Genomic DNA, 24,005 nt, shown 5'->3' on the forward strand with positions numbered 1-24,005 from the left:
ACGGAGCGTGTCGTGGATCCGCTCGGTGGTGCCGTCGCGTTCCCACTCCTTGAAGTAGCCGTAGACGGTGGTGTGGGGCGGGAAGTCGTGCGGCAAGTAGCGCCAGGCGATGCCGGTGCGTGCGACGTAGAGGATCGCGTTCACCACCTCACGCAGCGCTGTCGTGGGCTCACGCCCTTCGGCGCGGGTTCGTCGCCACTCCACCAGCACAGGCTCGATGAGCTCCCACTGATCGTCCTTCAGGTCCGAGGGATACCTGCGTCGTTCCGTCACGTTTGATGAATATCGCGGACACGGGCCCTGCCGCTACGAGATCCTGGAACCGAGTCCATGCCGCAAGAGCCAAAGCCGGACAGTTGGGGGGAATCCCCTATCGAACACCCTCTGAGGCCAAGTTGCGCGACAAGATCGGCCTGGTTGGCGCCATGGACCGCGATCCACGAGAGCCAGCATGCACGTATCGCCAAGGGCGAGTCGGAGGTCTCCACGACCGCCACCATAGTCAGGCTGCGAGCGAGACCAGAGAGCCGGGCACCTGGCTCTACAAGATCATCTGAGACGTCGAGCGAATTGGTCCAGATCATCTGAGACAAGGGCCAGATCGACCGAGACGGGACAGCCGGCACCCGCAGCAGAGCCACCACCCGAACTGTTCTCTGCCATCGGTTCTTGAGCGATTGACAGCGAAGGTTGACCAACGTGGTTTTCTGCCGCTGAAGATTGATCGCCCCAGCTCAGCGCCCTTCCCAGGCGGCTCCAGAGGGGCTCGGCTCGGACGGCCCCGCTGACGGCTGGCGCCAGCAATCTCTGCAGTCTTCCTTGGCTGACGGGCCCGGGGGCTGTTGCCCCAGTACGTTGTTTGCGTCAGGAGAGATGTTCACCTCCCGGAAGCGGAGCACCATATGACCACCCCTTCAACCGGTAGCGTCACCTGGAACAACACGGGGACCTCAAGTGACAACTTCAAGGTCTCCAGCGTGTCCTTCGACCCGCAGGAGCCGGTCAGAGGACAGGCCCTCACCGTGACCCCAACCGGCACGCTCACCGGTCCCATCGCCAGCGGCTCAGTCCAGACCGTGATCAAGTTCGGGATGGTATCCCTGGTGAACGAGGCGTCAGCTCTCTCCGCAGCCGTGGTGGGCCCCTACGTCCCGCCGGTCACGTTCTACATTCCCACCGATGCACCCAAGGGCAAGTACACGGGGACCCTGACGTTCACCGACCAGAAGAACAACGAGATCGCCCGCATCACCATCAGCTTCTCCCTCTCAACCTGACGCACCCCGGTCTGGGGCGGCAACGCCGCCCCAGACCGCACCGACCGCTACTCGGGTCTGGTGTGGTCGTTGCCAGCTGCGCAGCGCGACGGGCTTCCTCACTGGGTGGCGGCGCCAGCCGTCAGCGGGGCCGCCCGAGCCGAGCACCCCTGGGAGCCGCCTGGGAAGGGCGCTGAGCTGGGGCGATCAATCTTCAGCGGCAGAAAACCACGTTGGTCAACCTTCGCTGTCAATCGCTCAAGAACCGATGGCAGAGAACACGAGGAGGCCGGTCCGGACCGGTTGGAGTGCCCGCAGTGTGCCAGCGGCCGGGAGACGTTGGTGCTGCCCGCCCCGACCAAGCGCGAGCAGGTGGCCGCCCTGGTCTCCGCTCCGGATGATCCGTGGCGGGAGGACCGAGTGCTCCACGCCAAGCTCTACCCGGCCAAGCACCGAGTGTGAGTGGCCTGGGCGACCACCGCCTGGTGCAGCAGACGATGGTCGCCCAGTAGCGCTCCTTCGGCAGGCAAGATGCGCCGGGGAGCGAGCCGATCGTGTGACGTGAGGCCGACGGTCCGTTCAGCGCCGAGCGGGCCAGCGGCGGCGTGGCCTCCTGGGGTCGGGTGCGTTGACGATCGAGCCCGCGTGCTGGCCGAACTCCCGTATCGCCAGCCGCCAGCGCCCAAGAGCAGCACGGAACAGCTCAAGGTCCCGATCGACGACGCGCCCGCTTCCCGCCGAGGCGTAGAGCACGTTGCCAGAGCGGTCGAACTCCTCCATCACCGAACTGACGTCGTCCAAGGCACCGAGATCATCAGGCGGCCAGTTCATACGGGCAACCTGCAAGGCCACGCTGTACTCGTCCCAACTCGCCAGGACCCGCACATAGGCATCCCGCACCGCCGCCCGGTCCCGGTCGCGCGGAGCGACGCCAACGAGGTCGACCACCTCCCACCAGCGGTTCACGACAAGAGTCCCCGCCCGCAGCACAGCGGCGTAGGAATCGCGCCGGGCGGTGAGGGTCTCCCGGTCGCGGTCAGCTTGCTGGCGCCGTTGCTCCAGCTTCAGCGTCCGGCCAGACGTCAGCAGCGCCGCACCGATACCGCTGATCGTGGCGGCAGCGGCGGACAGAACGGGCGTGATGATGGCGGAGTCCATGCAGCCAGGCTGGGAGAACCCGGGCCATGGCTTCAGCAGTTCCAGCACATTGATACAGGATCGTTCCTCGCGGATGCTGGCCCACCAGGCCCACCAGGCCCACCAGGCCCACCAGGCCCACCAGGCCCACCAGGCCCGACAGACCACCGACGCCGCCCACAGACGCCTCGCTGGCACCTCCGCCTGCCTGCGGCTTCGTCTGGCTGCGTCTGCTCGTTGTTGGTGTGCCGTGCCCCGGGCATGGGCCCGGGGCACGGTGGCGTGGGTCAGGAGCAGGTGTCGAGCATGCTGCTGAGGGCGTTGACCTCGGCGGTCGTGGTGGTGAGCTGCCACACGTACTTCACGTGGGTGTAGTCCTCGGCGTAGGTGCACCAGAAGGCGGTGTTCTTGGGCTTCCACTGGTCGGGGCCGCTGTCGCCCTTGCTGCTGTTGGAGGACGAGGAGGCGATCAGGAGCTGGGGGATGGTCAGGTCGTTGCCGAAGGATCTTCTCTGGCTGGCACTCCACCGCCGTTCCCGACGACGGCTGTGCGGGCCAGGTCGTGCTGTACGCGCTGCCCGCCTGGAAACTGGAAGCCCTCTGGGACGTCCTGCTGGTGCTGCGCCGCACGGTGGCCGGCGACCCGGACACGGACGCGGTGCGCGAGCTCCTGGAGGACCTGGGCAACGAGCTGTTCACCCCGCCGCGCACGGTGGAGCGGTTCACCGCGGACCTGGAGAAGACGGTGTCGGTACTGATGCTCGACCTGCCGGACATCCAGGTGGTGGCCACCGCCGTCGTCCTGGACCAGGCGCGGGACGAGGCCGTCGTCAACGCCTACCGCCGGATCACCACCGCATGGGCGGCGGCCGGAGTGCACGCCTGACTCTCCGACCCACGTCCAGAGCTGGCGAGGCACCGGCGCCCGCCCGGCCTGCGCAGATCCCGCTATCGGGGCCTGCCCAAGACCGGCCTCCAGCACCAGCTCACCGGCGCCGCGATCAACCTCGCCCGCATCGAAGCCCACCTCACCGACACACCACAGGCCCGAACTCGCACCGGCCACTTCGCACGGCCTCGCCCCGCCGAGCAAAAGCAGCTCGGCGGGGCGAGGTAACGAGACACCGGATTAACCAACAGAGTCCGAGCGTGCCAGGGCGCGGTGGGTTCGTGACGACGGGTGCTACGGCTTGCGGCCGAGCTTGCGCCACGGGGAACTGCCGTTGGCCTCCGCGGTGCCGGGTTCGGCCTGGGTCCACCACTGCGCGTACCAGTAGGAGCCCTTCCAGGCCGCGTACGCCGCCGAGGAGGAGCCGGCCGGGTCGCCCGCCCAGACGTGCGTCAGCCGGGTGGTGCTGCCGTTCGCGGCCTCGGCGTCGAGGCCGTTCGCCGAGCGGAGCTTGAACGCCTTGCCGTGCACGGGTTTGCCGACCGGGGCGCCCTCGGTGCCGGAGGCGGGGTCGACCGGGACGAACCGCCACTTCTGGCCGTCACCGCCGGTGCAGGGGCCGGTGGAGAGGTCCTTGCGCTGTTCGACGGCGTTCAGGCAGCGGCCGCCGTTGGTGATCCTGGACCAGCCGCCGCCCGCGTCCTCGACCCGCCAGTACTGGTTGGGGTTGGTTGCGATCGGCTCCACCAGGTGGACCCGGGACTGGTCCGGGTTGTGGTCGATCAGCAGGCCCTGGTACTCGAACTGCCAGCCCTGCGCGCCCTTGTCCCAGGCCGCCCAGAGGCGCCCGCCGGTGGGGCTGTAGGCCTTGCCGCGCTGCCAGTCCTCGGCCTGGCAGACGGTGGCGGCGGCCGGGGCGGGCGGGGTGACGGTGCCGGTGGCGCGCCGCAGGTCGCCGGTCGAGCCGTAGTCCTTCCCGTTGATCCGGACGATCACGTTGGCGGGGCCGGTGATCGGCAGGTAGTACTTGATCCCGACGTCCCGGCTGGTGCCGGGCGGGATGTCCTCGCAGTAGCCGAGTTTGACCGTCACCCGGTGGAAGTCCCCGGTGAGCCCGCCCGCGTTGGGGCCGGTGTGGCCGGGTTCGACCCCGGGCATCTCCTTCCACCCCTCGTCCTTGAGCAGGGCCGGGGTGGAGGTCGGGATGTCGAAGGAGACCTCGGTGCCCGCGCCGAGCGCCACCGGGGTGTTGTTGGTGATCCGCAGCTTGGGCTGGATCGGCCACATGTCCTTGAGGTCGCCCGGGAAGTCGGCCAGTTCGACCTTCACGTCCACGGCCTGGGCGGGCAGCGGCCGGTTGGCGCGGGTGTTGCCGTAGGCGGGCTTGCCGCGCAGCGCCTGGTCGATCTGGCTGGTCAGGGTGTAGCCCATGCCGTACTCGCCGCCGGGGCGTTGGGCGTAGTCGCCGGCCAGCTCCCAGAGCATGACGCCGCCGATGCCCTTGTCGAGGACGTACTGGGTCTTGGCGGCCACCGACTGCTCGTCCTCGGTGGACAGGAAGACCTTCTTGTCGGCGTTCCACAGCCAGCTCGACTTGAGCTGGTCGCTCCACTTGCGGGCGTAGCCGCCGGTGAGCCGGTCGTCCGGGTCGCTGCCGGGGGTGAGGCCGTAGCCGCCCAGGTAGCCGGGCTGGCGGCCGTCCTGGAGGTTCTTGGCGTGCCAGAGCGGGTTGGAGCCGGCCGGGACCTCCTGGCCGCCCTCGGTGTCGTGCCAGAGGTTGTCGATGCCGACCGCGCCGCTGCCGCAGGCCACCCGGCCGCCCTTGCCGCCGGTGCCCGGCGGGCAGTTGGCCTGGTCGGGCCGGACGGAGGAGCCCCACAGGCCGTCGGTGCCGCCCTGGACGTCCTTCCAGCCGCGGGTGTAGTAGGGGATGCCGAGGTTGATCCGGCCGGGCTGGAGCGCGCCGCGGTAGTAGTGGTACGCCCAGTCGGTGTTGAAGTAGCCGGTCCTGCGGTACTCCGGCGCGGCGTAGACGCTCGCTACGTCGAGCTCGGCGTCGTCGCCGCCGTCGTAGAGCGGGGCCTGCGGGCCGACGAAGTAGTTCCACGAGCCGTGCAGGTCGTAGGACATCACGTTGACGAAGTCCTGGTACTGGAGGGCGGGCTGGTTCTCCTGGCCGCGCACCAGGTAGCCGGAGGAGGAGCCGGCGGAGGTGAGCAGGTAGTAGTGGCCGGAGCGGTCGAGCTTCTCCCGCAGGGTCTTCATCAGCGCGTTGTAGCCGGCGCCCAGGCCCTTGCGGCGCGGGTTGGCGGTGGACCAGTCCTTCGGGTTGCCGGCGTCGGGCAGCGCGGTCGGGTACTCGTAGTCGACGTCGACGCCGTCGAAGCCGTACGTGGCGAGGAAGTCGACGACCGAGCCGGCGAAGGTGTCGATGCCGGCCTGGTTGACGCTGCCGTCCGCGTTGGTGGCCATCGCGTAGAAGCCGGAGGTCTCCGCCCAGCCGCCCACCGAGATCAGGGTCTTGACCCGCGGGTGCTGGCGCTTGTAGCGGGTGAGCAGGTTGAAGTGGCCCTGGTAGGGCAGGCTGGGGTCCATCTCTGCGCCGGGCACGCCCGGCCAGGTCGTCTTGACGGCCTCGTCGCCGACCGAGATCCGGTTGTCCGTGCCGACCTTCGCGAAGGCGTAGTTGACGTGGGTGACCTTGTTCCACGGGATGTTCTTCACCAGGTACCGGGGTGAGCCGTCCTGGCCGGTGCGCCAGCCGGTGAAGTAGCCGACCACCCGGCGGCTGCGGTCCTGGCCGAGCCACTCGCGGCCGTCGCCCTGGTAGACGTCGCAGTAGCGGGTGTCGGTGCCCGGGGTGACGGCCATGCCGTCCGGGCGGCACTCGGCCTGCGCGGACGGGCGGGCCGGGCGCGGGCCGCCGGTGTCGTTGCCGTCCGAGGGGTCGACCGGGTCGCCGGCCCCGGTGGGGTCCTGTCCCTGGGTGGACCCCGGGCAGGGGGCCACGCCCAGCCCGCGGCCGTCGTCGGGCCCGGTGCTGACCAGACAGGTGCCGGTCTGCTTGTTGCGCAGCAGGTCGCCGTCGCGCTGCCAGGACTGGTTGGCCCCGCCGCCGCAGGCCCACTGCTGGACGGCGTTGGTGCGCACGTCCAGGTCCAGGCACTTGCCGCTGTGCGCGCTGACCAGGGTGGTCGAACCGTCGCCGGACGCGTTGCCGCCCTGCCAGCGCTGGTTGACGCTGCCCCCGCAGCCCCACTGCTGGACGCGTCCGCCGTCGGCCCTGCCGTCGCGGTCGCGGGTGTCCACGTCGAGGCACTTGCCGTTGGCCTTGTTCCGCACCTGGCCGCCGTCGATCGCCCAGCCGAAGAGGTAGTTCGGATCGCTCAGCGGGTCGGTCGGCATCTGGTCGACGTCGGGCGGCAGCCCGCCTTCCCGGCTGGACCTGCGCACCCGCTCGGCGGCGTCGAACATCGTGCCGCAGAGCAGCGGCCAGCCCTCGCAGACGCTCATCGGGCCGTTCTCGATCTTGTCGTCGGTGCCGTTGACCTGGGCGATCAGCCGGACGTAGCGGTCACCGGAGAACATCATCAGGCGGTTCTTGACGCCCGGCCCAGAGGTCCCGCCCGCGGCCTGGCTGAACACCGCGTCGATCTTGCTCACGAACGGGGTGTCCTTGAGCACCGGCCACTCGGTGGCGACCTCCTTGATGTACATGGTCTGCCAGCGGCCTTCGGAGGACAGCCGCAGCCGCGCGTACTTGCCGCCCGAGAAGACGTACAGGGTGTCCCGCTCGGCCGACACCATGGAGTCGATGCCCGAGGCGAAGGGCGCCTCGCAGAGCCCGAACACGCCGCAGATCGAGCCGCTGACGGCCATCCGGCCCGCGTTCTTGTCGTCCATCCGGATGTCGTCGAGCCGGATCGCGATCGAGCCCTTGGTGAAGTACATCTCCCCGCCGGCCGAGGTGGACCGGTACAGCGCCGAGTCCACGCCCATCGCGAACGAGGTGCCGCGCAGCAGCGGCCAGCTCTCGTAGATCGACTGCGGGCCCTCGGTGAAGGCGTCCCCCGAGCCGCCGATCTGGTACCTGATCCGGGCGTTGAACGGGCCGTGGAAGAGGTACGCCTCGCTGGCGCCCACGCTGGTCGCGGCGTCCACCGGTGCGACCGCCGGGCAGGTGTCGGCCGCCAGTGCGGCCCGGCCGCCGCTGCCACCGCCGCCGGCGCAGCGCCCGCCGAGCACGGCGAAGGCGGCGGAGATCCCCAGCCAGTTGGTGAACCGGTGGGAGGCCGGCGGCTGGTAGGTGGCGTCCCGGGTCCAGCCCCAGGCGTCGTCGGTGGCCTCGTTCCAACCGCCCTGGATCAGCCTTTGGTTGGCGGTCCCGACCGTCCACGTCCGGTTGGTGAAGATGCTGTTGGCGAACGCGCCGAACAGGCCCCGTTCGGTGTCCCCGCCGCCGTTGGCGTTCACGCCGGCCACGTCGGCGATCCGGGCGCCCTCGGCGAGGGCGACCGTGATCCTCATCATGTTCTGGGCCCGGGTGCGGCGGGCCGCGTCGTCGTTGTCGGCGGGCCGGGTGAGCACGTCGCGGATGGCGTTCCGCATCGTGTCCTGGGTGATGGTCAGCCCCTCCAGCGTGGTCCGGCTCGGGGCGTCGGTGGGCAGCCCCCGGTTCGCCTCCCCCGTCATGTCCCGGTAGGCGTCGCCGAAGTGCATGATCTCGACATCGGCACCGTCGGTGATGTTGAGGTCATTCCGGATGTCGGCGACGTCCGGGAGCCCGCCGAACAGGATCAGCCGCGGCGCGTTCCGGCGGTCGGGGACCAGGAACCCTCGGATGTAGAGGTTCTCCCGACTGAGGATCAGCATGACCGATTCGCTGGTGCGCCCCAGCCCGCCGATCTCCTGGAGGTAGTAGCCGTCGGCGCGGGTCAGCGCCCGGACGTTCTCCCGCAGCGGCGCGCTGGTGTTGGCGCGGATCTCGTTGATGATCTGCCGGTAGCGGGTGCTGTAGTTGCTCCACGCGCCGGCCGGCGGCGCCAGCCAGCTCAGGGTGCCGAGCACCAGCAGCGCGGCCAGCGCCGTGGCCAGCAGGCGGGCCGGCCAGCGCCCCGCTGGGGGCCTGGCCGGGAGGGCTAAGGTCTGCACGGGCTTCTCGCAATCGTCGGTCCCGGCGGTGCGCCGGGCGGGTACTGATGCGCGGAGCGTAAGGCGGGCTCGTATACGAAAAGTTGATGGCCCGTCAACGCCGGGCGGCCCGGCGCCGCTCGCCGGCTGGTGGCGGGCACCTTTTCTGTGCCCGGCCGCCGGGTGTGACCTGTTGGCCGATGTGGGCGTGGGATGGCCTCTCTTGCCAGGTTGTCTGGACCTTTGGTTGTGTCTGTTGGGGTGGTGGCGGGGTGGGTGTTCGGGGTGGGGTTTGGTGACTGTGTGTGGTGGTGGGTGGGGTCGAGGGCTCTGTCGGCCCGCTCGCTGGATGGTCGGGGTGGTGTGGGGCTTTATTCGGGTGTGAATTTCGCCGGGTATTCTGTATGGCTGTTTTGAAGGATTGGCTGCTGGTGGTGCTCTGAATTCGGGTCTGGATTGTTGGTGCGGGGGTGGTGGTGGGGGTCGGGTGTTCGGTTTGGTGGGGCCGGGCTGCGCCCTCGCCGCCGTGTCTGACGGCGGATAGCTGCCGGCCAGGCCGCGCCTCGTTGTCGTGCTCGCGGTCCGTGTCCGCTGTGCCGGCGCCCCGGCCGGGCCGTGCCGGTGGGGTGGGTGGGTCGTTGGGCAGGGCATGGCCTGGAATGTCATGGAGTCGGGCTCGGGGCGGCATCGACGCCCGCAGGGTGAGAAGGCGCCGCGGGTCTGCACCTGCGGTAGCTGCGGCGATCGGGAGGTGTGCCCGCAGTTGGTCGGACCGCCTCGCCACGCGAAGCCCCGTCCGGAGGTCCTTTCCGACCCGGTGCCCGCCGAACTTCCGGCTGACCTGGAGGCTGACGCCGACGGGCCTGGCGCGAAGGTGATCCCGCCGCTGCGTCGGCGCCCTCGGCGCCGCTGACGACTCACTGGATCTGGTGAGTGCTGCGCCGACGTCCCGGTCGCGTTCCGGTCGGGCGGCTGGGTGGCCGTCAGGCCGCCTCGGGGGCTGTTCTGGTGGTGGTCCGGGAGACCGTCCCGGCGCCGTCCAGGAGGGTGGGTGGGGGCTGTCGCGCCTGCTGTCGCGCCGCCCTGTCATGTGGGGTGCTGTCGTGTGTTGTGACGTGGGTGGATGCGCCTGATTCCCTGTGTGTGGTGGGGGCGCGACAGGTGGGTGGGACAGGGTGCCCGGCGGTGCCGCGGGCGCTGCTCGGGTAGCGGATCTGCCGGTGCCGCCGGCTGCCGGGTGCCGGTTGTCCTGGGCCGCATTCCGGGGGTGCCCTGCTTGTCTCCGTGTCAGTGGTGGAGGACAGGATGTTGATCATGTTTGAGGAGTGGTGGCGTGTTCGGCCGGACGAGGAGCGTGTGCAGTGGGTGTTGGAGCCGTTCACGGCGGTGGGGCCGTTGCGTTTCGGTATGAGCGCTGACGAGGTGACGCAGGCTCTGCTTGGTGTCACCGAGGAGGTCGAGCACCGGACATGGACCGGCGGACTGGGAGACGACACCTGGAGGGTCGGTGAGGGCGTGTACCGGGAGTTCGGCCTGCACCTGTACTACCAGGACGAGCGGCTGTCCGGCATCGCAGTCGACGCCCTGCGCGGACCGCAGGTCACCGTCGAGGGCACCGCGTTCGTGGGCCGGACTCCCTCCGTGGTGGGACAGTGGATGGAGGAACGCGATGCCGAGCTGTCGTACATGAGCCTGGGCGTGCCCCGATCGGACCTCCTGGGCGTGGTGGTCAACGTCCAGCGGGCGTACGACCGCCTGCTCACCCGGCCGGTGTTCTTTCCCATCGAGGCCCTCGACGACCTCCCTCACTGGTTCCCGCAGAGGGCGTGGGAGATCCACGACTGAGGGCGACGCCCCGCGGTGCAGTAGGAGAGCGTGTTGCACCGGGCTGTGCCGGTCCGCCGGCCTCGGCGGCCCGCCGCCGCCCACCCGCGTCGCCCGCTGCCGCGCTCTGCTGCTGGGTCCTGGCCGCCGTCCTGGTCGGCCGCCAGGCCGTCCCGCTGCGCCCGGCTCGGCCGGTGCCGTGTTGCCCGCTACTGCACCCTGGCGGCCCGTCCAGGCGCGGGCCGGATACCTTGATGCCCGCCCCCGGCGGGACGGGCATCAAGGCAGGGGCTGCGGCGCGGGTCAGGGCCGGGTGCCGGTCAGTTCCACCACGGGCCTGGTCCGGCTTCGAGGTCGGTGATTGACCACCAGGCGTCGGCGCCCGGGCCTTCGGCCTCCAGGTCCTCCAGCTTGGCGACCATGGCCGGGACGGTGCGCAGCATCTTGGCGACGTAGCGGGTGCGGGCGATGGCCTCCAGGTCGTCGGCGCGGTGGGCGAAGCCGGCCTGGCCGGTGCCGGTGAGGACGAACAGCAGTCGGGGGAAGTGGAGGTAGCGGCGTTCCCACAGTGGCACGCCGCCGCCTTGGGCTTCGGTGGTGCCGGGTCGTACTCCGGCCGGCAGTGGCGCGGTTGCCCAGTAGCGGGCGTAGGCGTTCAGCTTGGCGGCCAGCCGGGGTCCGCCCATGGTGCCGCGGTCGACCTCGACGAACGCCAGGTTGGTGGTCCGGGCGTCGTCCGCGCTGGTGCGGCTGTAGTAGAGCAGGCCGTCCGGGCGGTGTCGCTGCTTCCTGAAAACTGACCCCCAGGCAGTCTCCGAAAGTTGACCCCCTCCGGAAGCTTGGAGGATGTTGAACGTGGAGGACTGGGCAGAGATACGCCGCCTGCATCGGGCGGAGGGTGTGCCCATCAAGGAGATCGCGCGGCGGCTGGGGGTAGCCCGGAACACGGTGCGAACCGCGTTGTCCTCGGGGGTGACGTCGTCTCGGCTGCTGCTTTCTTCGGCGCCGCCGTCGCCCGTGGCTCGTCGCCTGTTGTCGGGGTTCTCCTGTCGGCCTTCGTCGCCGCCGCGCTGTCGTCGCCGCCGCGCCGTCGTCCCGTCGTCCTGTTGTGGTCGGCTGGCGGTCCGTCGGCGGGTTGCCGGGTTGTGGGTGTGGTCAGGGGTTTGGGGAAGCGGGGTCCCGTCGGGGTGGTGGGCTGGGGCGGCCTTGGGGTGCGGTGTCGGTGAGGTGGCGGTGGGCGGTGTGGAGGTGTTCGGCGGCCTGGTGCAGGTGGTGGCAGGCCATGGCGGGAGAGGCCGCGTTGTAGGGGCGGAGCCAGCGTTCGGCGGCGTGGACGCGGGCGAGTGCGGCGGTCAGGGCGTGGTGGGCGGGCCGCATCGAGGGGATGTCGGCGACTTCGTGCACGGTCCGGGCGAGGAGGACGGCGAGGTCTTCGGTGTCGGGCCATGCTCCGTCGGTGAAGTCGTGGCCCCACAAGGAGAGTCGGGCGGCGCATATCCCGACCCAGGTCTCCAGCCGGTCTTCCCAGGAGGGGGGCCTGGCGGGCGGGGACGGGGGCGGGTTCGGGATGATCGGCACCCGAACATGATCCGCCCACGGGCCACGGTCGCGTGGCCGTTTCACGGAAACCTGTTGACGACCTGTTGCACAACCCGGCCCGGCGGCTGCCCGCCCGGGCTGTGGGATGGTCGGGGACTGTTTCCCGGGTGTAGGGGGGCAGGGACGGCCAGGGGGTGCTTCCCGGCGGCCGCCCGTCCGGGCCACAGAACGGTCGGTGTCAGGTGTTCTGTCCCGTGAGGTCGTGGATACGGCTTACGGGTGGCGCAGTGCCTCTGCGCAGGTGTACCCGTCCTGAATCCGTACGGGGTTCTCCGGCACTCGCCGTGAACTGCCAGGACACGCAAGGGCATCCGGGGAGCCGCTGCGTAGGATCTCCTGTCGGCTCGACCGCCCCTGCGGACGCGCCGCGCCGCGCCGCGCCGCGGGATCGGCGAGGAACGGCCCGGCGACAAGGCCTGGACCAGGCTGTGACGGAGACGTTGGATGGAGACGCTGTGACTTCCGGGAGCCCGCAACAACACCGCCTGACGCAGGTACCCGAGTCCCTTCGGGCCTTCGGCCGCTGGCAGCACGAGGGCGAGGCGGGCCGCCGGTGGCTGACGGCCCTGCCGGACACCGTCGCCCAATGGTGCGAGCGCTGGGACCTGACGGCCGACGGGCCGCCCATGCACGGCTACAACAGCCTCGTCGTGCCGGTCGGCCGGGTCGGCGAGCCGCTGGCACTGAAAGTGACGTGGCCCGACCGGCAGATGCAGGAACAGGTACTCGCGCTGCGCCTGTGGGACGGGCACGGCGTGGTCCGCCTGCTCGACGCCGACACCGCGGCGGGCGTCATGCTGCTGCAACGCCTCGACCACACCCGCCCGCTCCGGGACGTGTCACTGACACAGGCGGTCCCCGTGATCGGGACGCTGCTGCGGCGGCTGGCCGTCGAGCCACCCACGGCCTGCGCACGACCGCAGACATCGCCGCGGGCCACCGGCGGGAACTCCCCGCCCAGTGGGAAGAACTCGGCCGCCCGATGCCCCGACGCGCACTCGACCGCGCACTGGACCTGGCCGAGGAACTGTCCCACGACGACTACACCGTCCTGGTCAACAACGACCTCCACTACGACCAGGTTCTGCGCACCCCGGACGGGCACTGGTCCGTCGTCGACCCGCTGATCGTGCGCGGCGTCCTCGAATACCAGGTCGCACCCCTGCTGTGGAGCCGGTTCGACGAACTCGGCCCCTCCCGCGTCCAGTGGTGCACCGACGCCCTGGCCGACGCCGCGGACCTCGACCCCGACCGCGCCCGCAAATGGGCACTGCTGCGAGCCGCTGAGTACTGGATGTGGGGCCTGCGCGCCGGCTTCACCGAGGACCCGGCGCGCTGCGCCCAGATCGTGGAGGTGCTCATCTGACCCCCGCCCCCGCCTCGCCGCGCGGAACGGTAACGGTCAGCGTCAGTCGAGACCGGGCGCCGTGAACCGGCAAGCCTGGCGGACGGGTCCGCGGGAGCCCGGGTGCGGTGGTTTGCGCAGGCGGATCGGGGTGAGAAGAGGACCGGGCGGCCGCCCGCGCCCTGCCTCCGCCCTGCCCGTGCCCCGGCCCGTCCCGACTGCTGTGAGGCGGTGGCGAGCCGGGTGGACTGGTATGGCGGCCGGCACGGCGGGCCCTTCGGCTGCCCGGACGCACTGATTCGGTTCGGTGCCGGGTTCCAGGAGTGCGGGTTGATCATCCGTGACGTTGGCGCATCGGGCATCGTGGTCGGCTTCTGCCCTTGGTGCGGGCAGGGTCTTCCCGAGTCGCGGCGGGATCGCCGGTTAGGCGAACTGGAGCGTCGCGGGATCGACCCGTGGGAGGAGGAGGCTCCTGCCGGGTTCCAGGACGGGGGCTGGCTCGCTTCGCTTCGCTACGCCAGGCTGGACGAAGCCGTTGATCCACTTCTGAAACAGGCCTGGCTGTTGCCGGCGAGCAGGTTCTCGACGCCTTGCTCCGGCCGCGACGGGGTTCGTCGGCGACGGCGAGCATGTCGGCCGCGAACATGCCGGCCGCGACGGGGCCGCCTTCGCGTGACGGGGCCGCCTTCGCTCGACGAGTCCGCCTTCGCGCGGGAACCGCGTACGTCGTCGCCGCAGGCCCGTTCGACCGTCCTAGCCGTGTTCGGGTTCGTCGTGGATGGTCAGTGCTCCGGCGAGGTCGAGGTCGGCGATGGTGCCGTGTGCTCCGGCGCGGACGAGCAGCACTGCGCCGAGCGCGGTGCTCCAGAACGTCCTGGCCTCCACGTCGAGCGGTCGGCGGACCTTCCAGCCGCGACGGTCGATGAGCTGGCTCACGAAGCGTTCGGACTGCCGGAACAGCAGCTGGAGGTGCCGGTCGACGACGGGGGCGAGTTCGGGTTTGGAGATCCCGGCGGCGAGTGCCCGTGCGACCGGTGGGAGCGAGGGCATGGCCAGTACGGCGCGGGCGATGTTGCGCCGAAATGCCGCCGCATCGGGGGCTTGGCGGCCGATGCGCTCGATCCGTCGGGCGTCGTGCAGCAGGCCGAGAAAGGCGGCGTGCACGAGCAGGGAGTCCTTGGAGCCGAAGTGGTAGGTGACCTGGTTGGGGAAGGCGCCTGCCGCGTTCGCGATCTCCGCGACGCTCATCTCGGCGCCGGGCCGTTCCTTGCAGAGCCGTGCAGTCGCCTCGATCAGCTGGCGTCTGGTCGCGCGACCGCGGTCACGCGACCGGGCCGGCGTTGGTCGGGCTTCGGTTCGCTTCTTCTCCACACCCGAATTGTATGTGATACAACTAGGCCCGTTCGCTTGTATCGCATACAAGAAAGGTTGAGTGGCATGCACAGGACCGAAGTCGTCGTCACCGGACTCGGCGCGATCACACCACTGGGCGCAGACGTGGAGTCCACCTGGCAAGCCCTGCTCGCCGGCCGGTCGGGCATCCGCGGCGGCGCCCTGCGCGGCCACGAGGACGCCGGCCTTCCCGACACCGCCGCAGGCACGATGGCGATCGACCCCGCCCAGTCGCTGCCGCCGGCGCAGGCCAGGCGGCTCGACCGTTCACAGCAGGCGGCCTTCACCGCAGCGGCGGAAGCCTGGGCCGACGCCGGCGCCCCGCAGGTGGACCCGCACCGGCTCGCGTCAGCGATCGGCACGGGCATCGGGGGCGTACGGACGCTGCTGAAGGAAGACGACGTACTGGAGACGGCCGGGACGCGGCGCGTCTCGCCACGCACGGTACCGATGCTCATGCCCAACGCGGCAGCGGCGCTGATCAGCATCGAATACGGCGCACGGGCCGGGGCCTACACGCCTGTCTCGGCATGTTCCTCCGGCGCCGAGGCGATCGCCCTGGGGGCCAGGCTCATCCGTGCCGGCGAGGCGGACGTGGTCATCGCGGGCGGGACCGAGGCCGCGATCACCCCGATCACCGTCGCCGGCTTCGCCCAGGCACAAGCACTGTCGCGCTACACCGCCGAACCCGCCTCAGCGTCCCGCCCCTTCGCCGCGGACCGCAGCGGATTCGTCCTCAGCGAAGGCGCCGCCGTCCTGGTACTCGAAAGCGCCGAGCATGCCGGCCGCCGGCGCGCACACGTCCACGCCGTACTCGCGGGAGCCGGCATCGCTGCCGACGCCCACCACATCACGGCGCCCGCCCCCGACGGCTCCGGCCAGGTCGCCGCCATGCGCAAGGCCCTCGCCCAAGCCGGTTTGACTCCCGAGCAGATCAGCCACATCAACGCCCACGCCACCGGAACCCCGGCCGGCGACACCGCGGAGGCACGCGCGATCAGACAGGTCTTCGGTCGCGCCACCGTCACTGCCCCCAAAGCGGCACTCGGCCACCTCTTCGGCGCGGCCGGCGCAATAGAGGCGCTCATCGCCGTCCTCAGCGTGGAACACGGCGTCATCCCGCCGACCCGCAACCTCACCGCAGCCGGCATCGCACCCGACATCGATCTCGATGTCGCCACAGCGCGACGAGACGCCCCCCAGAAGGCCGTACTCAGCAACTCATTCGGCTTCGGCGGACAGAACGTCTCACTCATCGTCACCCGCGCACAACACCACACCTCCCGCACCGCCCCGACGGCACCGTGACCCACGTAAAACGCGCCACTGTCCCCAGAAGGCCGCCACCGATGGATCGAACATGGCAAGACCAGCCCGATCACGCACGTCACCGCGGAAATGGGGACTTCCCGAGCAACGGCGCCGAGGCGGGCGAACCGGCACCCGCCGCACAGCGAACCCGGGTTGACCGATCGAAGCTCGACGCCACACCCTCAGCCGGGCACGACACCGGCCGACGCGGTCACACACGTTGAGGAGATGCGCCACGCCCACAAGTGGCCGGCCACCCGCAACGCCCACGAGCCCGCCGCCGACGGACACCGTGACCGCCGGGCCGCCCGTGCCTCGCGGGGCCCGTTGCGCCCGTTCGTCGTCGTCGAGGCCGGCCAGGAGGGTGCGGGCTTTCGGCACGCAGGGGCGGGCAGGTCCCTGTCGAAGCGGCGCTGGAGGTATCCGGCCTGGCGGCAGGCCGCGCTGCCGTGCACGGCCGGAGGGCCGGTCGCCGCTGTGGCCCGGCGCCGCCGGCCTGCCATCCACCACTGCCCCGGCCTGCTCGGCCGGGCGCCGCGTGGCCGACGTGCCGGGGCGGGTCCGACCAGCCGGTGGTCGTGGTGGTCGCGGGCGCCTGCCCGGCGTGCCGGGGAACTCGGTGTCGGCGGGGTGCCGGGGGCGCTGATCGGGGTGCTACGGGTAGACCGCGGCGAGCAGGCCGCGGACGAAGCGGTCCAGGTTGTCGAGGCCGGCGGCGGCCGGGGTGTCGGGGCCGGCGCCGAGCAGGTGTGGGATGGCGCCGTGCAGGGCGAGGGTGACGGCGGCGGATCGTTGCGGGGTGACGGGCAGGCCGGCCGCGCGCTGGGCGTGTTCGAAGGCGGTGAAGTCGGCGGCGGAGATCGGGTCCAGGATCGCTGACAGCCAGGTGCGGCGGGTGGCCTCGGTCTGGAGTTCGAGGTAGGCGAGCATTCTGGGGCGGCCCGGTCCGGCGACGTTCTCCAGCAGGCCTGCGAGCATGGCCACCAGGCCCTCGCGGTCGCTGGGCCCTGGAGCGGAGGCCGCGATGTGTTCGGCGACCATGCGGTACTGCTCGGCGCACCGTTCGGCGACCGCGCCCAGCAGGGCGTCCCGCGTGGGGAAGTAGTTCTTGGTGGTGCCCGACGGCACCCCGGCGGCCGTGTCGACGGCCCGGTGTGTCAGCCCGCGCCCGCCCGCCTCGGCCAGCACATCGATGGCTGTATCACGCAGCAGGTCCCGTCGATCATGATTCACCGTCAATTTTCCTTTCCTGACTGCGACTTGACTATATCACCACGGACGGGGTACCGCGCCTGTGGTGGACTTCCCGGAGGGAAGCCGCACGGCGGATCAAGGTCGGTGACGACCGCAGAAAAACGCCCGCCGCGACGTGAGACGCAAGGAGTAAGGGGAAAAAGCGATGGCCAAGTTCCGCGGACACTGTGGTGAGTGCGGATTCAAGACCGAATGGACCACCGAGGCCACGACGGAGCAGGACCTGCTCGATCACTACGCCAGGCGGCACCCGCACGTCGAGCCAGGCGGCACCCGCACCTCGAGCCGGGCGGTGCCTCGCAGATCGCGCCCGGCAACCCGGACGGGCTGGGGTGCCTCGGCTGGATCGCCATCGTGATCGTCGCATTCTTCGTCCTCGCCATGTGCTCGCGCAGCGGCGGCTGAGCATCGGCGCGCTGCGCTCTCCGGACCGGGCGGCCGGATCGTCCGCCTGTCCATCGGGCGGGACGGGGATCGGCCGCTGGCGGACAAGCCGAACCACCTCAACCGACACGTCCGTACGTCTGGAGAGCGCACACTGAAGCGGCCGGCGCCCCGAGACCTCACAGCCGGGGTGCCGGCCTCCGCCATCTCAGGCGCTGCCGGCATCCCGAATTCCGAGCTCCGCGCGTCGTACAGGACGGCACCGATGCCGAGCGCGAGCGGGCCGCCGCCGAAGTCGCGGCCGCCGAGCAGAAGCGGCACGGCTCATAACCCCGTCTCACCCCGGCGTAGGCCGCTGACCTGCGCTGGGGGGTTTCGCCCGGGGCGTTGGTGAGTTCCGGGCACCGGCCGGTGAGTTCCGGCTGTTGGCGCAGGTCAGCGGCCGGTGAGTACGTCCGTAGATGGGCCGTCCGGGCGGTGGCCAGGTTCAGCTGGAGTTGCTGGCCGAGCACGGGCCGCTCGGGCCGGTGTGGTGGCGCTACGGCCGCCCCGGCCGGCACTGCCTCACCGAGGCGCTCGACAACCCGGACAACCGCGCCGCCTACGACCGGCGCCAGGCCGCCCGGGACGGTGGTGAGCAGTTCGGCGGTGGCCGGGTTCTCCTCGGCGGCCGGTCGCGGCTCTGCCGCCGCGCCGCGCATCCCGGCGGCCCCCTTGCCGACCGGGACCGCTGGCAGCCGCGGGAGGGAGCGCCGGTGCCGTCGCCGTGCCCGTCTTCTCGGGACCGCCGCGCACAGTACCGGCCGCCAACGGCACTGCGGACCGGCAGGTCGGGACTGGCGTTGGCGCCTGCTCTGGCCAGGTCCGGCAGGCGGTCCGACCGGGCATTTATGTCAGATTGACGATAATAGATCTGGCGGGCTAGCGTGCCGGGCATGCGAGTGATCCTGACGCGCGACAGCGTGCACCCGGGAGACGACCCACCACACCACTGGGACTTCACCGTCGACCCAGCGACCACCCTGGGCGACCTCATTGACCAGGCAGCCAACTACCCATACCGGGTGGACGGCTCCAACTGGTCGATAGCCCTCACAGGCACCCCCGCGGGCGAGGCCCCGATCGCCACGGTGTCCATGCACTGGGCGAAGCCACGCTTCACGAACGAGGCGGACCGGCAGCTGCGCCTGGACTCGGTTGGCACTACTCCGGGCGAGCTCAGGCTGTACTTCCGGTGGCACCCCGGAACCATCCCGGAAGCGGAGAGGTCCTACTCCGGCCCGGTCTCGCTGTTCCCGTTCTCACTCGTGGACCGGCTGGCCGAAGCGACCCTGGAGTTCTGCCGGCGGTGGCGCAGACTGCCCGGAAAGGGCTGACAGGTACGGACACCGGAAGCAGCAACGCCGCCGCCCGGCTGACCGGCCGGACGTCGACGCCGCGGACCGCGCCCTTGCCCACGGCGACCTCAAAGGTTCCCTCGCCCAGCTAAAGCGCGAGGTCCAGGCCACCGACGGCGACCTGACATCCCTACGCCTGACAGGCTCTCCCCGCGAGCTGCACACGAGAACGGACCTGGCCTGGCGGACCGTCAGCATGGCGGCTGCCTTGTACGCACAGCGCTCCCAGCCACCGCACTGAGCCGGGCGGCAGCGGGCAGGGACCGAGTTCCGCCAAGGCCGCCCGGGTCGCTGCTACGCCGCACCAGCCGCGACCGGCTCGTCGTCGATGTGCTGAAGCCGGCCGCGGGCAGCGACCAGGTCCTCGCCGGACAGCTCGGCCCAGTACCCGTCGGCCCAGACAGCGTGGGCAGCCTGCCGCTCGGCCTCCTCCAGACGGGCGGACTCGGCCAGGTGCTCCTCACCCAGCCCCTGCCGGGCGGCCTCCACATCACCTCGGCCTTCATCGCGTAGCGGGCGAGCAGGTGACATAGGACGAGAAGCCGCTCCTCGTCCGGTCGGACCTGCGCCAACACCGGTTGCGACCAGTCGCATCCGATGCTGCAGGCCGAAGATATCCGGCAGGTCGGCACCGCGCTCGTCCAGCTCGGACAGCGCGCGCAGGTAGACGCCGGTGAGCGGATTGCCCGCCGGGACACGGCCGCGGCGCGGACGGCGGCGGGACGGCGGTCTTCTTTCGATGAAGCCATTGGAGTTGAATGTCGGTCAGTTCTGCAAGAAGCACCACCGAGGGATAGAGGGTAGCCGGGAATGCTGTCGGAGACGTTGAGCGCACTGGCTGCGGCCGGGGGCACCGGGATCGTCCAGGCCGCCGGAACGGACGTGTGGACGGCCACCCGGGAACGGATCGCCCGCCTGCTAGGCCGCGGGCGGACCGAGGACGAACGCCTCGCCCAGGCACGCCTCGACCGGACCAGTCAGGAACTGGAAGCCGCAGCCCCGCAGGAACGGGCAGCCCTTGCACAGCGACAGGAACACACCTGGCAGACCCGGCTGGCCGACTTCCTGGAAGGACTGGAACCGGCCGAACAGACCCAGGCCGCCGAGCAACTGCGCGCCCTGCTGGTCCCCGCCCCCGCCGACCCCGCTCCCCAGGTCCACGCCGACAACAGTGGAGTCACCGCCGGCCGGGACATCGACAACCAGGGCGGCGCGATCGGCCGGGACTTCAGCGGCTCGGTCACCATCGGCGCACCCGACCGCCCTACCCCGCCGGGAACGGACCCGCGCTGACCGTCCCCGGAGCCGAGCACGGCCCCGCCGGTCCGCGAACCGGCGTGCGCAGCCAGCACGACCTCGTCAACTCCGGCGGCGTGGTGGCCGGGAGCGTCCGCGGCGACATCCACGTCCACAGTCCCACCACCCCACCGGCCCTCACCTGGCCGATGCAGATCGGCACCGTCCCCACGGTCGCGGACTGCTACCACCACCGCCCCTGCGTCGACCGCGCCCTGCGCACGGGCACCGCCACGGTACTGAGCGGACCGCAAGGCACCGGCAAGACCCAGGCCGCCGCCCACCGCGCCCAGTCCGCCCTGCGGGAAGGCACCGTGGACCTGCTCCTGTGGACCGACGCATCGAGCCGGACCGCCGTACGGGACAGTTACGCCCGGGCGGCCGCTCACCTCGGGCTGGCCCAAGGACCCGACGCCGCAACAGCCTTCCTCGCGTGGCTGCACACCACGAACCGCCGGTGGCTGCTGATCCTCGACGCGTTGGCCGACCGCAGAGACATCCATGACCTGTGGCCGGACCCGGCCCCCAGCAGCGAACTCGTGGTGACCACCCGCAGCACGGACCGGCAACTGCGCACCCAACGGCGCGCGACGCTCCCCGTGCGCCACTTCACCACGTGGGAGTCCGTCGGCTACCTGGCCGACCGCCTCGCCGTCCACGACCTCGGCGCCCCGGAGTCCGAACTGACCGCAGCCGCCGACGCGGCAGGCGGCCGACCGGGCGAGCTGTGCGCCGCCGCCGACCAGCTGATCGAGGCCGGCTCCGGCCCGCCACCACACCCGTACGGCCTGCACCGCGGATCCGTACAGCTGCGCCGGCACGTGCCCTGCCCGCTGTGCGCCCCACCGGCCCCGGCCACCGGCATCGCCCTACGTCACGCCCCGGAGGACGAGGTCTGGGCCCGGTGGATCGAGGCCGTCCTGACCGCGGCAGGACTCGGCCCACTTTGCGAGGAAGCCGACGCGGACCGCACGATCGTGCTGCTGTCCACCGCCTACCTACGCTCGCCGCGCTGTGCCGACCCCGTCGAGCACGCCCTGGTGACGGCACGCATCGACGCCGCGTCGCCGCCGGCCTCCCACCCCTCGGGCCCGACCGTCGAGCTGACCGGCCACCGCCCCGAACAGGCCGCCGCCGCCCTGTTCGCCGCACTCGGCGGCGCACCGCGACCACCCGACCTCACCGGCCTGCGTTACCCCGGTACAGGCCCGGCCCACTTCAAGGCCCCGCCCCGCCACCTGTCGTTCACCGGCCGCAGCACGGTCCTGGAACACCTACACCGGCAGCTCGGCGGCGCAATGGCGGCCGTCCTGCCCAGCTCCCAGACCCTCTACGGCCTCGGCGGGATCGGCAAGACACAGATCGCGTTGGAGTACGCGCACCGGTTCGCAGCCGAGTACGACCTGGTCTGGTGGATCGACGCCGAACAGCCCGAGCTGATCGGCCCCACGCTCGCCGACCTGGCACGCGAACTCGGCCTGCCGGTCGGCGACTCGGTCGCCGAGGCCGCCAACTCCGCCCTGACCGCCCTGCGGCGGGGCACCCCGGCCGCCCGCTGGCTGCTGATCTTCGACAACGCCGACGACCCCGCCGAGATCCTCCCGTTCCTACCGGGAGGCTCGGGCCACATCCTGGTCACCTCCCGCAACCCGGAGTGGAACCGGGTGGCCGAGGCCCTCGCCGTGGACGTCTTCACCCGCCGCGAGAGCATCGAGCACCTGCGCCGCCGCGTCGCAGGCCTGACCGAACCGAACGCCGACGCGGTGGCCCACGAACTCGGCGACCTCCCCCTGGCGATCGAGGTGGCCGCCGCCTGGCTGGACGCCACCGGCATGCCCGTCGACTCCTACCTGGCCCAACTACGCAGAGCGGCCGCCCAGGTACTCTCAATGGGCCGACCAGTGGACTACCCCGCCACGGTGGCAGCCGCCTGGAACGTCTCGATCACCCGGCTGCGCACCGAGGCCCCCGCGGCCGCCCGCCTGCTGCAGCTGTGCGCGTTCTTCGCCCCCGAGCCCATCTCCACCCGGCTCGTCTACGACAACGAGCAGATACTCCACGCGCTCTACGGAGAGCGGGCCGACGGACCAGCCACCCAGATCAACCTCGGCGCAGCTATCAAGAAGATCGGACGCTACTCCCTCGCCCGGGTCGACAGCACCGGCATCCAACTGCACCGGCTCGTCCAGGCGGTCATCCGCAGCACAATGACCGCAGAGGAGCAGCGCGGGGCCGCCCACGACGTCCACCTCATCCTGGCCGCCGCGCGCCCTGCCGACCACGACATCGACAATCCGGCCAGCTGGCCCGCGCTGGAGGAGATCTGGCCGCACCTGACCGCCTGCGCCACCCACCAATGCGACGCCCCACAGCCCCGGCAACTGCTCATCGACCGCGTCCGCTACCTGTGGAAGCGCGCTGAACTGCACAGCGCCGACCGCCTGAGCGAAACCCTCATCCCGGTATGGACCGACAAACTCGGCCCGGACGACCCACAGAACCTGCGGCTGCGCTTCCACCACGCCAACATCCGTCGCTCACTGGGACGTTACACCGAAGCGCTGACGCTGGACGAAGACGTCCTGGAACGCCAGCGGACCACCCTCGGCGAACACCACCCGGACGCCCTGATGACCGCCGGGTCACTGGCCGCCGACCTACGGGGCCTGGGCCGCTTCCAGCCCGCGCTCGCGCTCGACCTCGACACCTACGCCCGCCTCACCACACTCTTCGGCGCCGACAACCCGCGCACCCTGGCCATGGCCAACAACCTGGCGATCGACTACCGGCTGGTCGGGGACAGCCAGGCCGCCCGCGACCTGGACCAGGAGACCCTGCAACGACGAGAGGCCGTGCTGGGCCTGCGACACCCGGCCACCCTCTCGACGAAGTACTGCCTCGCCCGCGACCTGCGCGACCTCGGCTACTTTCCGGCCTCGATCGCCCTGCTGAGCGAGGTCACCGTCGGCCTCGCCGCAGTCCTCGACCCCGACCTGCCGGAGAGGCTGCGCAACGACACCTCGCTGGCCGTCTCGCTGCGCCGGGCAGGCCGGCTAGAGGAGGCCCGTACGAAGAACGCCACCGCCTACGAGCGCTACCGGGAACGCTACGGCGGGGACACACCGGACGCTCTGATCTGCGCAGCCAACCTGGCCGCAGACCACAGCGCCGCCAGCGACCACGGCCACGCCCGAGACCTGACCATCCAGATCCACGCCACGTACGAGCGACTGCTCGGCGCAGACCACCCGTTCACCCTCGCCTGCGCCGCCAACCTCGCCCTCTACCTGAGGACCAGCGGTGACGCCGAGGCTGCCATCGTGCGCGGCGAGGCGGCGGCGGAGGCGCTGGGCCGATCCGTGGGCCCGACGCATCCGTTCACCCTCAAGACAGTGATCAACCTCGCCAACGCCTACACCGACACCGGCCGCCATGGCACGGCGCTGCCCCTCCTGCAACAGGCCCTGGCCGACCTGGGTGCCCGCTACGGCACGCAGCACCCGGACACACTGGCCTGTGCCGCCAACCTCGCCCGCACCCTACGCCTCCTTGGCCGACCGGTCGAGGCCGCCGAACACCACGCCCACGCCCTCGACGGCCTCACCCGCCGCTTGGGCGCCGACCATCCCGACACCCGGGCGGCCCGCGACGGGTGCGCGATCGACCTCGACCTCGAACTCCAGTCGGTCTGAGTCCCGGCGCCCCCGGCCCCGGGGGGCGGGAGACAGAGACGGGGGGTTTCCCGGCGTTCAACCGTGTGCCGGGCAGCGGGCCCCCCCGCCCGCGGCGCG

General features: G+C 71.2%; 16 protein-coding genes and 4 pseudogenes. 12 read left to right on the top strand and 8 right to left on the bottom strand.

Features of this window, described 5'->3' with window-relative positions; translation table 11 throughout:
* Positions 1-273 (bottom strand): transposase (locus ACFWPI_RS36825; RefSeq protein WP_380425309.1); only part of this gene is annotated, 273 nt, incomplete at its 3' end.
* A 629-nt stretch (positions 274-902) separates the two neighbouring features.
* Between ACFWPI_RS36825 and ACFWPI_RS36830 the strand changes: the two genes are divergently transcribed.
* Positions 903-1,277 carry an ML domain-containing protein gene (locus ACFWPI_RS36830; protein ID WP_380425312.1) on the top strand — a complete coding sequence of 125 codons (375 nt, stop codon included), beginning with the start codon at positions 903-905 and terminating at the stop codon, positions 1,275-1,277.
* Between the two features lie 558 nt (positions 1,278-1,835).
* On the opposite strand, the gene ACFWPI_RS36835 is transcribed toward ACFWPI_RS36830, so the two are convergent.
* Positions 1,836-2,414 carry a hypothetical protein gene (locus tag ACFWPI_RS36835; RefSeq protein ID WP_380378939.1) on the bottom strand — a complete coding sequence of 193 codons (579 nt, stop codon included), beginning with the start codon at positions 2,412-2,414 and terminating at the stop codon, positions 1,836-1,838.
* A 541-nt stretch (positions 2,415-2,955) separates the two neighbouring features.
* Here ACFWPI_RS36835 and ACFWPI_RS36840 point away from each other — a divergent pair.
* Together ACFWPI_RS36840 and ACFWPI_RS36845 are read left to right on the top strand one after the other, a co-directional pair.
* Positions 2,956-3,279, top strand: coding sequence for a hypothetical protein (locus tag ACFWPI_RS36840; protein WP_380378937.1), 324 nt, complete (start codon positions 2,956-2,958; stop codon positions 3,277-3,279).
* Between the two features lie 45 nt (positions 3,280-3,324).
* Positions 3,325-3,510 (top strand): annotated as a pseudogene (locus ACFWPI_RS36845) (IS5/IS1182 family transposase); the annotation flags it as partial.
* 66 nt (positions 3,511-3,576) lie between these two features.
* Here ACFWPI_RS36845 and ACFWPI_RS36850 read toward each other — a convergent pair.
* Positions 3,577-8,433, bottom strand: coding sequence for a glycosyl hydrolase family 18 protein (locus ACFWPI_RS36850; RefSeq protein ID WP_380378935.1), 4,857 nt, complete (start codon positions 8,431-8,433; stop codon positions 3,577-3,579).
* A 1,386-nt stretch (positions 8,434-9,819) separates the two neighbouring features.
* Here ACFWPI_RS36850 and ACFWPI_RS36855 point away from each other — a divergent pair.
* Positions 9,820-10,257 (top strand): hypothetical protein, encoded by a 438-nt coding sequence (locus ACFWPI_RS36855; protein ID WP_380378933.1) that lies wholly within the window; start codon positions 9,820-9,822, stop codon positions 10,255-10,257.
* A gap of 299 nt (positions 10,258-10,556) precedes the next feature.
* On the opposite strand, the gene ACFWPI_RS36860 is transcribed toward ACFWPI_RS36855, so the two are convergent.
* On the bottom strand, positions 10,557-11,111 hold the full coding sequence (locus tag ACFWPI_RS36860; RefSeq protein WP_380425315.1) for a replication-relaxation family protein: 555 nt from the start codon (positions 11,109-11,111) through the stop codon (positions 10,557-10,559).
* Between ACFWPI_RS36860 and ACFWPI_RS36865 the strand changes: the two are divergent.
* Positions 11,083-11,205: pseudogene (locus ACFWPI_RS36865) on the top strand (helix-turn-helix domain-containing protein); the annotation flags it as partial. The gene ACFWPI_RS36860 and the pseudogene ACFWPI_RS36865 sit on opposite strands and share 29 nt — an antisense overlap.
* A 186-nt stretch (positions 11,206-11,391) precedes the next feature.
* Here the strand turns inward: ACFWPI_RS36865 and ACFWPI_RS36870 are convergent.
* Positions 11,392-11,814: a hypothetical protein gene (locus tag ACFWPI_RS36870; protein ID WP_380378947.1), complete on the bottom strand. Its 423-nt coding sequence runs from the start codon at positions 11,812-11,814 to the stop codon at positions 11,392-11,394.
* Positions 11,815-12,290: 476 nt separating this feature from the next.
* Here ACFWPI_RS36870 and ACFWPI_RS36875 point away from each other — a divergent pair.
* The 3 genes and pseudogenes from ACFWPI_RS36875 to ACFWPI_RS36885 all read left to right on the top strand — a co-directional run.
* Positions 12,291-12,731 (top strand): annotated as a pseudogene (locus ACFWPI_RS36875) (aminoglycoside phosphotransferase family protein); the annotation flags it as partial.
* 86 nt (positions 12,732-12,817) lie between these two features.
* The gene (locus tag ACFWPI_RS36880) at positions 12,818-13,201 is read left to right on the top strand and encodes an aminoglycoside phosphotransferase family protein (protein ID WP_380378932.1); all 384 of its coding nucleotides are present in this window, start codon (positions 12,818-12,820) and stop codon (positions 13,199-13,201) included.
* Between the two features lie 102 nt (positions 13,202-13,303).
* A pseudogene (locus ACFWPI_RS36885) lies at positions 13,304-13,672 on the top strand (DUF6980 family protein); the annotation flags it as partial.
* Positions 13,673-13,933: 261 nt separating this feature from the next.
* On the opposite strand, the gene ACFWPI_RS36890 reads toward ACFWPI_RS36885, so the two are convergent.
* Positions 13,934-14,551 carry a TetR/AcrR family transcriptional regulator C-terminal domain-containing protein gene (locus tag ACFWPI_RS36890; protein WP_380378943.1) on the bottom strand — a complete coding sequence of 206 codons (618 nt, stop codon included), beginning with the start codon at positions 14,549-14,551 and terminating at the stop codon, positions 13,934-13,936.
* Positions 14,552-14,617: 66 nt separating this feature from the next.
* On the opposite strand from ACFWPI_RS36890, the gene ACFWPI_RS36895 reads away from it, so the two are divergent.
* Positions 14,618-15,880 carry a beta-ketoacyl-[acyl-carrier-protein] synthase family protein gene (locus ACFWPI_RS36895; protein ID WP_380378941.1) on the top strand — a complete coding sequence of 421 codons (1,263 nt, stop codon included), beginning with the start codon at positions 14,618-14,620 and terminating at the stop codon, positions 15,878-15,880.
* Positions 15,881-16,537: 657 nt separating this feature from the next.
* On the opposite strand, the gene ACFWPI_RS36900 is transcribed toward ACFWPI_RS36895, so the two are convergent.
* Positions 16,538-17,116 (bottom strand): TetR/AcrR family transcriptional regulator, encoded by a 579-nt coding sequence (locus ACFWPI_RS36900; RefSeq protein WP_380378931.1) that lies wholly within the window; start codon positions 17,114-17,116, stop codon positions 16,538-16,540.
* 1,340 nt (positions 17,117-18,456) lie between these two features.
* On the opposite strand from ACFWPI_RS36900, the gene ACFWPI_RS36905 reads away from it, so the two are divergent.
* The gene (locus ACFWPI_RS36905; protein ID WP_380378929.1) at positions 18,457-18,897 is read left to right on the top strand and encodes a hypothetical protein; all 441 of its coding nucleotides are present in this window, start codon (positions 18,457-18,459) and stop codon (positions 18,895-18,897) included.
* A 315-nt stretch (positions 18,898-19,212) separates the two neighbouring features.
* Here ACFWPI_RS36905 and ACFWPI_RS36910 read toward each other — a convergent pair whose 3' ends face one another.
* Complete coding sequence (locus tag ACFWPI_RS36910) at positions 19,213-19,407, bottom strand: hypothetical protein (protein WP_380378927.1); 195 nt, start codon at positions 19,405-19,407, stop codon at positions 19,213-19,215.
* 321 nt (positions 19,408-19,728) lie between these two features.
* Between ACFWPI_RS36910 and ACFWPI_RS36915 the strand changes: the two genes are divergently transcribed.
* Together ACFWPI_RS36915 and fxsT are read left to right on the top strand one after the other, a co-directional pair.
* Positions 19,729-20,211: a hypothetical protein gene (locus ACFWPI_RS36915; protein ID WP_380378926.1), complete on the top strand. Its 483-nt coding sequence runs from the start codon at positions 19,729-19,731 to the stop codon at positions 20,209-20,211.
* Between the two features lie 44 nt (positions 20,212-20,255).
* Entirely contained in the window at positions 20,256-23,906 is a 3,651-nt protein-coding gene (gene fxsT, locus ACFWPI_RS36920) for an FxSxx-COOH system tetratricopeptide repeat protein (protein WP_380378925.1), read from the top strand.
* The last annotated feature ends 99 nt before the right edge of the window (positions 23,907-24,005 follow it).

The organism is Kitasatospora sp. NPDC058492, assembly GCF_042720685.1.
Classification (GTDB): Bacteria; Actinomycetota; Actinomycetes; order Streptomycetales; family Streptomycetaceae; genus Kitasatospora.